Raw genomic sequence first — 14738 nt, 5'->3', positions numbered from 1 at the left:
GTAAAGCGATCGCTTTACCTGGGTGCTGGTGGCAGCCGGCCACCCGGTGGACCAGTGGTGGTGACGCGGCCACTGCTTCGAACGTCGCGATCTGGAACGTCGCGAATCTGCGGCAGCGAGCGGTCGACGGGCTCGCCGTGCCGGCACACCGGTGTGTGGCGGCTCCCCGGCAGCCCGCGGACAGCGCCGGTGGGCGCGGCTCGGCTGCCGCCCCGACGGCCAGGCCGGCCCGCCGGCCGGGAACTTCAGAGGATCCGGCCCGCCCAGTGCGGCCGGCCGGCCCGCATCCACAGACCTGACCAGGGTGAAAGGGCGCAACATGTCCGCTCAGACCTATGACGCTGTCCCCCACGAGGTCGTCCGGTGGTCGATCGACACCGGCATGTCCTTCGACGACTTCCGTGACCGGTACGAGACCGCCGTGCCGGCACTCGACCTCGACCGGCTGACGCAGCTCCGCGCACAGCGTGCGAGCTGGGACGTCGTGCTCGCTGCCGCCGCGGAGAACGCACCGAACGGATTCATGCGGTTCTGGAGCACCGATGTGGGCGAGACCATGCGGCTCGCGGGCGACGAGGGGCCCTGCATGACCTACCTGATGGGAAATCACACGATCGCCGAGCGCATGTACAGGCACGACCCGGCGGTGATGCTCTACGCGCCACTGCGGACGACGATCCATCTGGACCGGCAGGGCGTCACACGTTTCTCCCTCGACCAGCCGAGCACCCGGTTCGCCGGCTTCGGTGATCCGGACATCGCCGCCGTAGGCCGTGAGCTGGACCGCAAGGTGGCCACGCTCCTGAAGGTGCTCGGAGTTCCTGTACCGCCCGCCTTCTTGGCGGAGGCAGAAGCCGGCAAGGCCTGACACGTGTCACGGCATCCCGCGCAGACAGGACCGGGAATGCTGCGCGGCCCGTGCCCGGACAGGCATGCCACATCATGACCCGCACCACGGCCCGGCCGTGAAGCGGCGGACTCGGCCGGATTCCGGAACGATGGTGCGGGGGCCGTTTTCCGTCACCCTGCTCGAACTCAAGAGGACAACATGAAGAAAGAAAAGACGGCCGGCGGCGCCACGCCGGTACGAGAGGGCGACGGACTGACCGGCCTGGGTGTGGCCGACGCTGCCGCCGCCATACGTGACGGCGACATCACGTCCCAGTCCTACACGGCCGCGCTGCTGCAACGCGCACACGAGGTACCGGACCTGCATTCCTTCATCACGATCGACGAATCCGCTGTGCTGACCGCAGCCGAAGAAGCCGACAGGGCACGCGCGGCGGGGGCGGACGCTTCTCTCCTCGGTGTCCCGGTCGGGGTGAAGGACAGTTACGCGACGCGCGGTCTTCGCACGACGCTCGGAGTCGGCACCCTGAAAGGTTTTGTGCCGGCCGAGGACTCCGATGTCGTCGGCTCGGTCAAGAACGCCGGCGGTATCGTCTTCGGCAAGATCAACCTCGTGGAGATGTCGTTCGGGCTGACGGGGCACAACAGCCGCTACGGCCAGGTGAGGAACCCCTACGCTTACGACCGCGTATCCGGCGGGTCGTCGAGCGGTTCGGCGGCATCTGTTGCGGCTCGCGTCGTTCCGGCGGCCCTGGGCGGTGACACGGTCGGCTCCATCAGGGTTCCCGCGTCGCTGTGCGGCGTCGTCGGCTTCAAGCCGACCACGGGACGGTGGCCGCGGCGGGGCGTGGCACCGATCTCGCACACGCTCGACACCACTGGCGTCCTGGCCCGCAGCGTCGAGGACTGCATGCTGATCGACCGTGCCGTGGCACCGGGCGCGGCGACCGTTTCCCGCTCTGCGCGTTCCGATCTGCGCGAGGTGAGGTTCGCCTGTGCTCCCCGGCAGCACATGGAGTTGCTCGATCCCGAGACCGAGGCGGTTTTCAGCGATGCTCTTCTGCGTCTGAAGGAGGCGGGAGCCGAGGTCGTCGAGATCGACCTGGGCGAGGATTTCTCCTCGCTGGCGGACCGGTTGGCGTGGGGTCTTTTCTTCCGTGAGACGAAGGCGTCCCTGACCGGGTTCCTGCGGGAGAACAATGTTCCGGCTTCCTTCGACGAGATCTACGACGAGCTCAAGCCCGAGCTGCATCAGGTGTGGGAGGAATTCGTTCTGCCGAGCGGGAAGGGTTATCTGCCGCAGGAAGCCTACGAGAGGGCACTGTCCGTCGAGCGCCCGGAACTCCAGCGCCGGCTCGGCAGTGTTTTCGCACGCGGCTTCGATGCGCTGGTCTTTCCGACGACCCCCTGCCCCGCACCGCTGATCGAGCAGCAGTCGCGCTTCACCGTCGCGGGGGAAGAGGTCAGTGACCTGTTCCTCGCGAAGAACACGGTTTCCGCCAGCGGTGCGGGCCTGCCCGGCATCAGCATCCCGGTGGGTCTGACCGGCCATGGTCTGCCGGTCGGGCTCGAGATGGACGGCGCACGCGGTCGCGACAGGGAACTTCTGGAGGTGGCACGCCGGGTGGAGTCCGTTCTCGGCACCCTGCCCGCTCCTGTGTGACCGGCCTGCCCCTGCGGCATCGACGCCTCCCAGCGCCGGCGGCGCGGTTCGGATGTCCGGCCGCGCCGCCGGTGTGATGCCCGCCGGGAAAGTGCGGTCCTTCCGTTGCTCAGGGCCGGGTGGCCGCGTCCGGCCGCGGGCGGGTGGTGCCGGCCGGCGCTCCCGGTGTCCGGGTGGCGTGCCGGGCGGGCGCGAGGGCAGCGGTGAGCGCGGCGCCGACGAGGAGCAGGGCCAGCACCGAGAAGCCGTGGGTGTAGCCGGAGGCCCGGGGAAGGCCCGCACGGGTGAGGTGGGCGGTGACGAGGAGGCTCATGACCGCGGTTCCGATGGCGCCGCCGATGGAGCGGAGGTTGGCGTTCATGCCGGTCGCGGCGCCTGCCTGCTCGGCCGGCACGTTGCTGACGATGAGGTTGGCCATGGAGGCGAAGGCCAGGCCGACGCCCAGGCCGAAGATTCCCGCCGCGACGGCGACCTGCCACCGCTCGTCGTGGAACAGGGCGAGGACGGCGCACGCGAGTGCGGCCAGGCCCGACCCTGTGATCAGCAGTGTCTTGGCGCCCAGCCGCGGTTCCAGCCGGCCTCCGGCGACACCGGCGACGAACATGGCGATCAGCATGGGCAGCATGAGCAGTCCGGATGCGGTGACGCTCGCGCCGAAGCCGTATCCTGCCGAACGCGGCGTCTGCACGAAGCCCGGCAGGAACGCCCAGACCGATGACAGGCCGGCGCCGAACAGCAGAGCGGACGCGTTGGTGGTCCACACCGGCCTCGCCCGCAGGACCCGCAGATCGGTCAAGGGGCTCGGACTGCGTGCTTCGGCGAGCAGCCACAGCCCGAAGAGGAAGACGGCCGCGGCGAACAGCGACACCACGTCGGTGGAGCCCCAGCCCCACCGGCTTTTCCGGCTGACCGGCAGGAGCAGTGCCACCAGCCAGCCGGACAGCAGCAGCGCGCTCAGCCAGCTGACGTGTCCCCGCGCACGGCGAGGAGACTCCGGGACGCAACGCGCGGCGACGAGGGCGGTGACGGCGACGACGGCGACGGGAATCCAGAACAGCCAGTGGTAGTCGAGCGCGGCCACGACGGGCCCGGCGGCGACGATGCCGACGCCGCCGCCCGCGGCGATGACCGCGGACAGGTTGCTGATGCTGCCGCTGACCTTCCCGGGCTCGAACTGGTCACGGATGATGCCGTAGGAGAGGGGAAACACCGCCCCGCCGATGCCCTGGACGACCCGGGCGACGATCAGGACGCCGATGGTGGGTGCCAGCGCCGCGAGCAGGCACCCTGCGAGCACTGCCGTCAGGACGGCGACGAGTGTGCGTGTCTTGCCGGCCAGGTCTCCGACGCGGCCGAGGATCGGGGTGAACACCGAGGCGGACAGCAGATAGGCCGTCATCACCCATGTGGTGGTGGACGCCGAGGTGTGCAGTGCGTGCTGGATCGTCGGCAGCGCCGGCGCGATGAGCGACTGCAGCATCGAGAACACGCCCGCCCCACTGGCGAGGACCGCGAAGGTGAGGCGAGGTGACGTACGGGACATGGAATGACTCTCCGGGGAACGCGGGGGCGGCACAGGGCACCGGCGGCACCTCGCACGCCGTGACACGTGCGGCCGGGCCGTCCGGTGCCGTTGAGCAGGGCGGCAGGCCGCACCGGGGCGGACGGGCCGGAGCGTGACAGGTCCGGCCCGTCCGGTGTGCTCGTCGCGGGCCCGGTGTGCTCGTCGTGGGCCGCGAGTCTGCGGGCCGCGGCTATCGGTTGCGGGTGATCGTCTTGTGTTCGACGTAACCGGTCAGGCCGACCGTGCCGTATTCGCGGCCGATGCCGCTCGCCTTGTAGCCGCCGAACGGGCCGTCGAAGCTGATCGGGGAGCCGTTCAGGGTGACCGTGCCGGTGCGCAGCCGGCGGGCGACGGACATGGCCCGCTCCGGGTCGGTGGTCCAGATGCCGCCGGACAGGCCGTACTCGGAGTCGTTGGCGATACGGACGGCGTCGTCCTCGTCGTCGTAGGCGATGACCACCAGGACCGGGCCGAAGATCTCCTCCTGGGCGATGCGCATGGAGTTGTCGACGTCGGCGAAGACGGTCGGGGTGACGTAGTTGCCCTTCTCGAGACCTGCGGGTATCCGCGGTCCGCCGGTGACGAGCCGGGCGCCCTCCTCGATGCCGAGGCGGATGTAGTCGATCACGCGCTGCTGCTGGTCGGGGCGGATCATCGGCCCGATGAAGGTGTCCGGGGCCGAGGGGTCGCCGACTTTCAGGGACTCCACCATGTCCTTGAGGGCGGTGACGACCTCCTCGTAGCGGCTGCGCGGGGCCAGGATGCGGGTCTGGAGGATGCAGGCCTCGCCGTTGTTCCCCAGGGATCCGAAGCGCAGGCCCTCGATGGCGGCGTCCAGGTCGGCGTCGTCGAGGACGAGGGCGGCGGACTTGCCGCCCAGTTCCAGGCCGACCCGCTTGAGGTGCTCGCCCGCGATGGAGGCGATGCGCCGGCCGGCGCGGGTGGAGCCGGTGAAGGCGATCTTGTCGACGTCGGGGTGGGAGACGAGGTGTTCGCTGGTGTCGCGGTCGGCGGGCAGGATGCTGAGCACACCCGGAGGAAGCCCGGCCTCGTGCCACAGGTCCGCCAGCAGCATCATGCTGAGGGAGTTCTCCGGGGAGACCTTCAGCACGACGGTGTTGCCCGCCAGCAGGGCCGGCACCAGCTTGGCCGTGGCCGCGGAGAACGGCGAGTTCCACGGGATGACGGCGGCGACCACGCCTATCGCCTCGCGCCGGACGATGGTGTCGAACGGCACCGACGGGTCGGACGGCTCGAGGATCTCCTCCCAGCCGAACTCCTCGGCCGCCTTCAGGTAGGCCTGGACCTGACGGGTCAGGAAGGGCTGGCCCGCCTTGGTGAACCAGCCGGCCGAGCCGTTCTCGGCGGAGATGGCCCGGGCGACCTCGTCGGCGCGTGCCGCGCGCAGGGCGTCGTAGCGGCGGACGATCTCCTGGCGCGTCTCGGGGCTGGTGTGCGGCCAGGGCCCGTCATCGAAGGCCGCGCGCGCCGCGGCGACGGCGGCGTCGACATCGGCGGGCGCGGCCTGCGCCGCGGTGCCCAGCAGGGACTGGTCGTGGGGAGAGAGGATGTCGATCCGCTGATCCGGGTCGCTGGGGGCGACCCATGTACCGCCGATGTAGAGCTTGTCGCGGACAATCATGTTTTCACGGTTCCTTCGTGCATGTTCGTGCGATGGGGGCGGGCGCGCGTCGGCGGATCGGTGCGTACGACGGGGCCTGCCGGGGCTGCGGCCCGCCTGCGGCCGCGGGGAAACGGGGGAACGAGGGTGACGCGCCGGCCCTGGGGGGCGGGCGGTCTCGGGTGGTGCTGGGCGAGCGGCCTCGGGGGGTGGAGACGGCCTCGCCGGGTTGCGCCGCGCTTCGGCGGTGTGCCGGCACACGCGGCTGCCCGCGATGCCGCCCGGGCGTGCGGGGCCGCATCGCCCGGAACGCCGTGGTCAGGCGGCGGGGTGATCCGTGGAGCGGCTGACCTCGGCCCATGCGCGGGCTTCGGCGAGACGCGCCTCCTCGGCGCTGAGGGCGATCTCCAGGGCGTCGCTGCCGAGGAGCAGCCGGCGCGGGGGTTCGGCGGCCTCCACCGCGCCGATGATGGCGCCGGCCATGCGGTCGGGGTCACCGGGCTCGTTGCCGGCGTACTTGGCGAACCTCGCCAGCCATGCGCCGGCCGTCCCGGCGTACTCGGGGGTCACGGGAGCGGACGGTCTGGCCGCGCCCGCCGCCCAGCCGGTGCGGATGCCGCCGGGCTCGACGACGGTGACCTTGACGCCGAACGGGGCGACTTCGTTCGCCAGGACCTCGGAGAAGCCCTCGACGGCGAACTTCGCAGTCTGGTGAGCGCTGAGGCCGGGTGTGCCGCCGACGCGACCGCCGATGGACGAGATCTGGACGATGTGCCCGGCCCGCCGGCTCCGCATCACGGGCAGCACCGCCCGGGTCAGGTTGACCACTCCGCACGGGTTCGTCTCGATCTGTGCCCGGAACTCGTCCTCGGGAAAGTCCTCGATCGAGGCGCTGGTGGCGTACCCGGCGTTGTTGACGAGCACGTCGACCGCACCGAACCGCTCCACCGCCGCAGCCACCGCGTCCCGCGCGCCGGACGGAGAGGTGACGTCCAGCGCCACCGTCATCAGCCGCTCGGTGTGCTCCGCCCGCAGGGCGGCCAGCGCTTGCGGCGTGCGCGAGGTCGCCACCACCCGGTCGCCGGCTCTCAGCGCCGCGAGCACCACAGCCCTGCCCAGGCCCTGTGAGCCTCCCGTGATCACCCACGTCCGTGACATGGCGCACCCGCTTTCCTGCGTCGTCGAGCTGTTCTCCCACCACTGCAGGGCGGGCGTGCCACTCGACTGTAGATGAATCTCCGGCAACTACAACATCGATGTTGTATTTTTATGGCGTGTTGCATCTCACACGTCGGACATGGGGATGAAAGTGACAACTAGACGTAGACTGTGCCGGTCATGAGAGCAGACGCCGCACGCAACCTGACCGCTGTGCTCCGGGCAGGGGCCCGGCTGCTGGCCGAGGACCCGGGCACATCGATGGCGGCCATCGCGGCTGCCGCCGGGGTGGACCGCACCACCGTCCACCGCCGCTTCGCCAGCCGCGAGGCACTGCTCAGTGCCGTCTTCCAGGCCAAGCTCGACTCCGCCGAACAGGTCCTGGACGAGGCACGCCTCACGGAGGCTCCCGTTCCCGTCGCTCTCCACCGCTACGTGGAGGGCATCGTCCCCGTGAGCCGCCAATGGCCCGTCGACACGCGGCGCATGATGCAGAAGGACCCGGTGGCCAGTGCCCGCCGTGAGGAGCAGAGCGCCCGGCTCGACGCCTTCGTCCGGCGCGCCGTCGACGAGGGCCACCTGCGTGCCGGAACCGACCCGCAGTGGGCACGGGCAGTCCTGGACGGACTCGTCGACGCAGCCGCCCACCAATTCCCCGGCATGGAGGCCCCGCAGGCCGCCGATCTCGTCACCGCCACACTTCTCGGCGGCCTCGGCACCGCCTGACGACCGGCCGGCAAGCGCGGCCTGAGCACCCCCGGGCGGCCTGAAGAGCCGGCACGGCCGCACCGGCCTCGGCGGCATGACGAGCCGGCCGGGACACGCCCGGCCGACAGGCCCTCCCCCGACGCCGCCGTGCGCCTGCCGGCGCCCGGTGGGCAGCGCGCGGCACCGACGCCGCTCACGTGTGCGTGCACACCGGTCACCGGCACCGGCCGGGGCTCCCGGCCCGGCCGGTGCCGGTGACCGGTGTGACGCTCCAGCCGTTCCGGGTGTCAGCCGACGCAGCGGACGGTTCCGCCGTCCACCCGCAGCATGGCACCGCTGATGTAGTCGGCCAGGGGGCTGGCCAGGTACACCACCGCGGGCGCGATCTCCTCCGGACGCCCGAACCGCCCCGCGTCGTTGGGCACCCAGCTCTCTGCGGCCGCACGCTCGATCTCCTCCCATGTGTCGCCCCAGCCATGCGCCGGAGCGATCTGCCACAGCAGGTCCCGGACCGCTTCGGTGAGGATCGCACCGGGTGCCACGGTGTTGGAGGTGATGCCGCTGCCCTTGAGTTCGCGCGCCAGGGACACGGCGAGGTTGTGGCGTGCGGCGAGCGAGGCGTTGTAATGGGGCTGCGCGGACTTGGGCTGGACGGCCAGGCCCCCGCCGATCTGGATGACCCGCCCCCACCCGCTCGCCCGCATCCGCGGAACGAGGCTGCGGATCATCCGCACGCCCGAGAGCACGTTGGTCTGATACGTATCTGCCCAGACCTCGGGTGTCGCCTCCGTCCAGCCGAGCTGGTCGTACGCCCCGGCGTTGTTGACCAGGATGTCGATCGTGCCCCCGGACAGCGCCTCGTCGGCGACGGCCCCGGCACCCTGGTCCGTGCTCAGGTCTCCGACGGCCACCTCCGCGCGGCCGCCCTCGGCGACGATGCGGTCGGCGACGGCTCCGGCGCGCGCCTCGTTCCGGCCGTGCACGACGACGGTGACGCCCTCACGCGCGAGCGCCTCGGCGATCGCCTGACCGAGCCCCGCGCTCGAACCGGTCACCAGGGCCCGCTTGCCTGTCAGTTTCATGTCCACGGCTGTGTCCCTCTCTCCTCGGGCATGGGTCGCGATGCGCACACCCAGCACAGAACGGCTTCATGCGGGGCGCGTCTCGGCGGTCACACCCGTGGCCGGCACGTGTGCGCGAGCAGGTTGGGAGCAGGCAGAGGCGGAGCACGTGGTCGAGGAGCGCCGAGCGACGACGGCCCCGAGGAGACAGCCGGGCGATGACACCCATGAAGCGGAGTTACACCTCCACATTAGAGGAGGGTTGCCTCCGGAACAACTCGGCACCCCGTGGTCCGGGCCCCCGTGGTCCAGGACCCCGCGGACCGGCCCGCCCGTCGGCCCGAGTCCGGCCGGGACCGCTTCGCGTCGACCGCACCCACGATCGCGACGGTGCTGCTGCTCGTCCTCGCCCCGCCCGCCGTGCTGTGCGGCGGACCGTCCCGGATGGCGACCGACAGTTGCGACCCCGGCAACTGCCCGCCGGAACCGGAGACCTCGCTGACGGCGATCTACGGCACGCTGTCCTTCGGCGGCTTCGTCACCCTTGCCGCCGTGATGACGTCCTGGGCGCCGCCGTGGAAGCGCCGCCGGCCGGCGCTGCGGGCCTGGAGGCCGTGCTCAGTCCGCTGCCGCCACTGCCGGCCCTCCTGCCGGTGTTCAGCCTCCCGGAGGGATGACCCCCGCCGGACCCGGCTTCCGCCGGACCCGTTCCCGGCCCGCCCGGCTGTCAGCCGGCAGCCCGCCCCATCCCACGACCCGTCAGACGCAGCCCCTGCCCTGCCGGCACCCTCGCCGACGGTGCGCCGCCCGGCGACTGGACCAACGACGGCTACGAAGACCTCATCGCCCTGGCCGGCACCACCGGCAGCAAAACGCTGCAGCTCTACCCCAACAACGGCTACGGCTACGCCTGCACCACCCCAGGAGAACAGGCCGACACCGGAACCTGCACCACAGGCCGGCAGGAACTCAGCGTCTACGATCCTGCCGACAACCACTGGACCGACGCCGACCAGATCATCGCCATCGGTGACGTCGACGGCCCCCTCGACGTCGACGGCGACGGCACCGCGGACGTTCCGGGCTTCCCCGACCTCCTCGTCAAGGAAGGCAACCTGCTCTGGCTCTACTACGGCGCCGCAAGCTACTACCTCGACGAAACCTACGAGCCCGTCCTCATCGGCAACGGCGGATGGTCCGGCTACGACCTCATCGCCCCCGGCGACGTCGACAACAACGGGCACGCCGACCTCCTGGCCCGCCAGACATCCACCGGTAACCTGTACTACTACCCGGGCACCGGACCCGCCGGCGAAGGCCTCGGCAGCGGCACAACCCGCGCCCAGATCGGCACCGGCTGGACAACCACCAGCCGACCACTGATCACATCAGACGGCGACGCCGACAACGACGGCAAACCCGACCTGTGGGCCACCAGCCCCGACACCGGCAAAGGCCTGTACTTCTACCCAGCCGTGACCAGCACAGGCCACGGAACCCCCACCGCGGTAGGCACCGGGGGCTGGCTCGACTTCCAGACACTGAGCTGACGCCATCCCCCGCCCGCTCCGGATCCGTAGCACGCCACACGCCAACGGATCCGGAGCACCCCCACCCAGCAACCAGCTCCCCAAAGCCATGCCCTGCTCAGCGCGATCCACGCTGCCGCCGATGAGCGAACCGCACATCCGCCCCGACCCCGACCCCGCGCAACGCCACCACCGCCGCGCTCCTCCCTGACAGACTCCTGCACCGCCAGGGTCAGCCCAAGTCGCCGGCTCCCACTCGGCGGCGGCCACCACGCGCTCGGGGATACCCAAACAACGCCAAAGGTCCATGGGCGGCGGCCGGATGAGTTATGGACGCTGTTCCGGCGGGTGGTTCCGCCGACGGAGGTCATACGTCCGCAAGGCGGCGGCCGACGGCGGGCGGGTGACCGCGAATGCCTGGCGGCGATCATCTTCGTAGCCACCTGGGGTGCACCTGGCGGCAGTTGCCTCCGGTGTTCGGCCCGGCCTGGCCGACGGTCTACCGGCGCTTCGCCCGGTGGAGCCAGGACCGGGTCTGGGCCCGGCTGCGCCGAACTCTCGTGGACGAGCTCGGCGCCCGAGGGGAGTTGGACTGGTCGCGGTGCGCCATCGACTCCGTCAGCCTCAGAGCCGCAAAAGGGGGCCACTGACCGGACCGAGTGGGTGGGATTTCCTGCACGGTCTCCGGTGTCCGCGGGTGGGGTGCGGGGCACGATCGTGTCGGCGACTGGGTCGGGCAAGACGATCACGGCGGCCGCGTGTGCGCTGGAGTGCTTCCCCCGCGGGCGGATTCTGGTGACGGTGCCCACGCTGGACCTGCTGGTGCAGACCGCCCAGGCCTGGCGCCGGGTGGGGCATCGGGGGCGGATGGTGGGGGTGTGCTCGCTGGAGAACGATCCGGTGCTCGCGTCGCTGGGCGTGCGCACCACGACGAACCCGGTTCGGCTCGCGTTGTGGGCCGGGTTGGGGCCGGTGGTCGTCCTGGCCACCTATGCCTCTCTGGTGGACCGGGAGGACCCGGAGGACCCGACCGGCCAGGGCACGGTCCCCGGGCCTTTGGAGGCGGCTCTGGCCGGTGGTGGGCGGTTGTACGGGCAGCGGATGGCGGGCTTCGATCTGGCGGTGGTGGACGAGGCGCACGGTACGGCGGGGGATCTGGGGCGGCCGTGGGCGGCGATCCACGACAACGCCCGGATCCCGGCCGGCTACCGGCTCTACCTCACGGCGACCCCGCGCATCCTGGCGGCGCCCCGGCCAGGGGCCGGGCCAGGCGGGCGGGAGGTGGAGATCGCGTCGATGGCCGACGACCCGGACGGCACTTTCGGGCCGTGGATCGCCGAACTCGGGCTCTCGGAGGCGATCGAACGCGGGACTCTTGCCGGGTTCGAGATCGACGTCCTGGAGATCCACGACCCCTCGCCCGTTGCCGGGGAATCCGAGGAGGCGCGGCGTGGCCGGCGGCTGGCGCTGTTGCAGACGGCGCTGCTGGAGCATGCCGCGCGGTGGAATCTGCGGACGGTGATGACGTTTCATCAGCGGGTGGAGGAGGCTGCGGTTTTCGCGGAGCAGCTTCCGAAGACGGCTGCCCGGTTGTATGCCGAGGACGTCTCCGACGAGGCTCTGGCGGCGGCGGAGGCGGGGTTGCCGGTGTCGTCGATCGGGGCGTCCTTCTACGAGCTGGAGCCCGGCCGTCATGTCCCTGCGGATCGGGTCTGGGCCGCGTGGCTGTGCGGCGACCACCTCGTGTCCGAGCGGCGCGCGGTGCTGCGGCAGTTCGCCAACGGCGTCGACGCGGCGGGCCGGCGCGTGCACCGGGCGTTCCTGGCCTCGGTGCGGGTGCTCGGGGAGGGGGTGGACATCACCGGCGAGCGGGGTGTGGAGGCGGTGTGTTTCGCCGACACCCGCGGGTCGCAGGTGGAGATTGTGCAGAACATCGGCCGCGCGCTGCGGCCCAGTCCGGATGGGAGTGCGAAGGTCGCGCGGATCATCGTGCCCGTCTTCCTCGAGCCGGGTGAGGACCCGGCCGGCATGATCGCCTCCGCCTCCTACCGGCCGCTCGTGGCCGTGCTCCAGGGATTGCGCGCGCACGATGAACGCCTGGTCGAACAGCTCGCCTCCCGGGGACTGACCCGCGGCACGCGGAAGGTGCACGTGCGGCGCGATGCCGAGGGCCGGATCATCGCCGCCGGCGGTGAGGGTCAGGAGCACGACGGCGGCGCGGGCGAAGACGACGGCGGCGCGGGCAGGGAACGCGGCGGCGGGGCGGGGTCTGTGCTGTTGCGTTTCTCCAGTCCGCGGGATCCGGCGACGATCGCGGCGTTCCTGCGCACGCGGGTGTACCGGCCGGAATCCCTGGCCTGGCTGACCGGCTACCAAGCCCTCCTGCACTGGCGTGAGGAGCACGGCGTCACCGGGCTGTGTGCCGTGCCCTACGACACCGAGGTCAAGGCGGGGGTATCGGTGTTTCCGCTGGGGCGGTGGGTGCACCAGCAGCGCAAGGCGCTGCGGGCCGGCGAACTCGACCCCCACCGGCGGGAACTGCTGGACGAGGCGGGGATGGTGTGGGAGCCGGGCGAGGAAGCCTGGGAACGCAAACTCGCCGTCCTGCGCTCCTACCGGCGGGCCACCGGCCACCTCGCCCCCCCGGCAGGACGCCGTCTGGGCCGACCCCGCCGACGGGACACTCGTGCCGGTCGGGCAGCACATCGCCAACCTGCGGCGCAAGGGAGCGAAGAACGGGCTCGGCAAAGATCCTGGGCGGGCGGCGCGGCGGGCCGCGCAGCTGGCCGCGATCGCCCCCGACTGGGACTGTCCCTGGCCACTGGACTGGCAACGCCACTACCGCCACCTCGCCCAGCTCGTCACCCGACAGCCCGGCAGGCCGGACGGGCCCAGCCAGCCAGACAGGCCGCACAGGCCCAGCCGACCCGGCGGGCCGCACAGGCCCGGCCGGCCAGGCGGGCCCGACGGGCCGGGCGTGCCGGGCGGCATCCCGCCCGGCACCCACATCGACGGCGACGACATCAGCCGATGGCTTACGCAGCAACGCCAGCCGGACACCTGGGCCCGGCTCATGCCCGAGCAGCAGGAACGGCTGCGCGCCCTGGGCATCCAGCCCGCTCAGGCGCCGTCTCGCGCCCCCGCGGCCACACGCGCGGCCAAGGGTCCGAGCAAGGCACAGCAAGCCTTCCAGCGCGGACTTGCAGCCCTCACCCAATGGGTGGAACGGGAAGGCACCCGGCCCGTGCCACGAGGACACGTCGAACAGATCACCATCGACGGCAAGGCGGAGCCGGTTGCCGTGAAGCTGGGCGTGTGGGTCTCCAACACAAAGTCCCGGCGCGGCAAACTCACCCCGGAACAACGCGACGCACTACACAAGCTCGGCATGGAATGGGCCTGACCAGCCAGGAGAGCCAGAGGCGGGAACACGAGCGAGCCTTGGACCACATCGGTCCAGGGCTCGCGGCCTAACGGCTGCTACAGCTCGAACTCGACGTGCTCGATGTCAGTGAAGCGGACCTGTTCCAGGTCGCCGGCGCGGCGGCCGTCGTCCTGGAAGTAGATCTCCTTCAGGCCCTCGGCGGCGATCTGCTGCAACCGCCGCTCCCCCGCCCCCGCCTCCTGGGCGTCGAACAGACGGGCCGCGTAGCGGGGCGGCAGGGCAACGGTCAGATGACGAAGCCGGGCGTCGTCCGTGGTGCCGATGGGGGCGGTGTAGCCGATGCGGGCGCGGGTGTCGATGACGATCCCGCCGGTCGTGGCCGCCTGCTGCCGGGCGCGTGCCCGCACCCGCGGTTGCCAGCGCCTCGTCACCTCGCGCTCCAGGCGGGCGGCGAGATCCGGGCGCGGCTGCCGGATCTGGCCTTTGACGTAGCGTTCGACGGTGCGCTGGGAGACGCCCAGCAGCTCGGCGACCGCTCGGGTGCCCTTCAGCTGCCGGACCAGGAAGCGCATCCGCGCCGGAGCGCTCCTCGGCACGGGGCGGGTGAACGCCTTGCGCACCGCGGCGTCCAGACCGTCCGCGAACAGGCCCATAGCCGTCTCCTCCTTTCTCTGGTTGCTCGCCTGTGCGGGCCTGGGTGGCGGTGGCGTCGCTGTGCCAGGGGGTGTAGCTGGTGGTGGTCTCCAGCTTGCCGCCGTCACCGTTGAAGGTGGCCTCTTCGCGGGTCATGCCGGCGAAGGCGGGGTGGTCGGTGACCGCGGTGCCTTCGTGGTCCTTGACTTCGGCTCCGTCGATGCCGCGGAAGTAGCGGTACTCCTTGAGGGTCTGTTTGGGTGCCGGCGGTCGTTCAGCGTGCCGGCTCCCGGGCCCTGCAGACGGTGGTGTGGGAGGCCGACCAGGCGGCCCGTGCGCTGGGCGTCCCGGTCCGCACAAGGAGCCTCGGGCAACTTCGCCGCCACGCCTCTGGCGGCGGGCGATCTCGCCGTGGGACTTCAAGGGCGTCCGCGCCCGCATCGCCCTGGAGCTGAAGCAGGGACGCACCTGGGAACAGGTCGGCGAAATCTTCGGAGTCACGGGTTCGCGAGCTGAGCAGATCTCTCGCGCATCCCGGTAAACACCGGATATGCATGCGCTCGGCGA

Annotated in this window: 9 protein-coding genes and 2 pseudogenes; 5 read left to right on the top strand and 6 right to left on the bottom strand. The window is 71.4% G+C overall.

Annotated features, from left to right (window positions below; translation table 11 throughout):
* Positions 1–319 precede the first annotated feature (319 nt).
* Both IE286_RS24490 and IE286_RS24485 read left to right on the top strand, forming a co-directional pair.
* Positions 320–868, top strand: coding sequence for a DUF302 domain-containing protein (locus IE286_RS24490; RefSeq protein WP_189798948.1), 549 nt, complete (start codon positions 320–322; stop codon positions 866–868).
* 180 nt (positions 869–1048) lie between these two features.
* Positions 1049–2512, top strand: coding sequence for an amidase family protein (locus IE286_RS24485; RefSeq protein ID WP_189798947.1), 1464 nt, complete (start codon positions 1049–1051; stop codon positions 2510–2512).
* Positions 2513–2621: 109 nt separating this feature from the next.
* Here the strand turns inward: IE286_RS24485 and IE286_RS24480 are convergent, their stop codons facing one another.
* The 3 genes from IE286_RS24480 to IE286_RS24470 all read right to left on the bottom strand — a co-directional run bounded on the left by IE286_RS24480 (position 2622) and on the right by IE286_RS24470 (position 6855).
* Complete coding sequence (locus IE286_RS24480) at positions 2622–4055, bottom strand: MFS transporter (protein WP_189798946.1); 1434 nt, start codon at positions 4053–4055, stop codon at positions 2622–2624.
* A 211-nt stretch (positions 4056–4266) separates the two neighbouring features.
* Positions 4267–5718, bottom strand: a complete 1452-nt coding sequence (locus IE286_RS24475; protein ID WP_189798945.1) for an aldehyde dehydrogenase — start codon at positions 5716–5718, stop codon at positions 4267–4269.
* Between the two features lie 297 nt (positions 5719–6015).
* Positions 6016–6855, bottom strand: coding sequence for an SDR family NAD(P)-dependent oxidoreductase (locus IE286_RS24470; protein ID WP_189798944.1), 840 nt, complete (start codon positions 6853–6855; stop codon positions 6016–6018).
* A 180-nt stretch (positions 6856–7035) separates the two neighbouring features.
* Between IE286_RS24470 and IE286_RS24465 the strand changes: the two genes are divergently transcribed.
* On the top strand, positions 7036–7581 hold the full coding sequence (locus IE286_RS24465) for a TetR/AcrR family transcriptional regulator (protein ID WP_189798943.1): 546 nt from the start codon (positions 7036–7038) through the stop codon (positions 7579–7581).
* A 269-nt stretch (positions 7582–7850) separates the two neighbouring features.
* Here IE286_RS24465 and IE286_RS24460 read toward each other — a convergent pair whose 3' ends face one another.
* Both IE286_RS24460 and IE286_RS24455 read right to left on the bottom strand, forming a co-directional pair.
* A complete protein-coding gene (locus IE286_RS24460) occupies positions 7851–8645 on the bottom strand; it encodes an SDR family NAD(P)-dependent oxidoreductase (RefSeq protein WP_229863596.1) in 795 nt (264 codons plus the stop codon).
* A 488-nt stretch (positions 8646–9133) separates the two neighbouring features.
* Entirely contained in the window at positions 9134–9868 is a 735-nt protein-coding gene (locus tag IE286_RS24455; RefSeq protein WP_189798941.1) for a hypothetical protein, read from the bottom strand.
* A gap of 621 nt (positions 9869–10489) precedes the next feature.
* Here IE286_RS24455 and IE286_RS27975 point away from each other — a divergent pair.
* Positions 10490–10823: pseudogene (locus IE286_RS27975) on the top strand (transposase); the annotation flags it as partial.
* Positions 10817–13556: pseudogene (locus IE286_RS24445) on the top strand (helicase associated domain-containing protein). The pseudogenes IE286_RS27975 and IE286_RS24445, both read left to right, overlap by 7 nt.
* Positions 13557–13633: 77 nt before the next feature.
* Here IE286_RS24445 and tpg read toward each other — a convergent pair.
* Positions 13634–14191, bottom strand: coding sequence for a telomere-protecting terminal protein Tpg (gene tpg, locus IE286_RS24440; RefSeq protein ID WP_189798940.1), 558 nt, complete (start codon positions 14189–14191; stop codon positions 13634–13636).
* Between the last annotated feature and the right edge of the window lie 547 nt (positions 14192–14738).

The organism is Streptomyces thermodiastaticus, from assembly GCF_014656135.1.
Classification (GTDB): Bacteria; Actinomycetota; Actinomycetes; order Streptomycetales; family Streptomycetaceae; genus Streptomyces; species Streptomyces thermodiastaticus.
This window is presented reverse-complemented; position numbering and strand designations above follow the sequence as displayed.

Coding starts and splice junctions, on each gene's coding strand:
- IE286_RS24490 (WP_189798948.1), top strand. CDS start 320: ATGTCCGCTCAGACCTATGACGCTGTCCCCCACGAGGTCGTCCGGTGG.
- IE286_RS24485 (WP_189798947.1), top strand. CDS start 1,049: ATGAAGAAAGAAAAGACGGCCGGCGGCGCCACGCCGGTACGAGAGGGC.
- IE286_RS24480 (WP_189798946.1), bottom strand. CDS start 4,055: ATGTCCCGTACGTCACCTCGCCTCACCTTCGCGGTCCTCGCCAGTGGG.
- IE286_RS24475 (WP_189798945.1), bottom strand. CDS start 5,718: ATGATTGTCCGCGACAAGCTCTACATCGGCGGTACATGGGTCGCCCCC.
- IE286_RS24470 (WP_189798944.1), bottom strand. CDS start 6,855: ATGTCACGGACGTGGGTGATCACGGGAGGCTCACAGGGCCTGGGCAGG.
- IE286_RS24465 (WP_189798943.1), top strand. CDS start 7,036: ATGAGAGCAGACGCCGCACGCAACCTGACCGCTGTGCTCCGGGCAGGG.
- IE286_RS24460 (WP_229863596.1), bottom strand. CDS start 8,645: ATGAAACTGACAGGCAAGCGGGCCCTGGTGACCGGTTCGAGCGCGGGG.
- tpg (WP_189798940.1), bottom strand. CDS start 14,191: ATGGGCCTGTTCGCGGACGGTCTGGACGCCGCGGTGCGCAAGGCGTTC.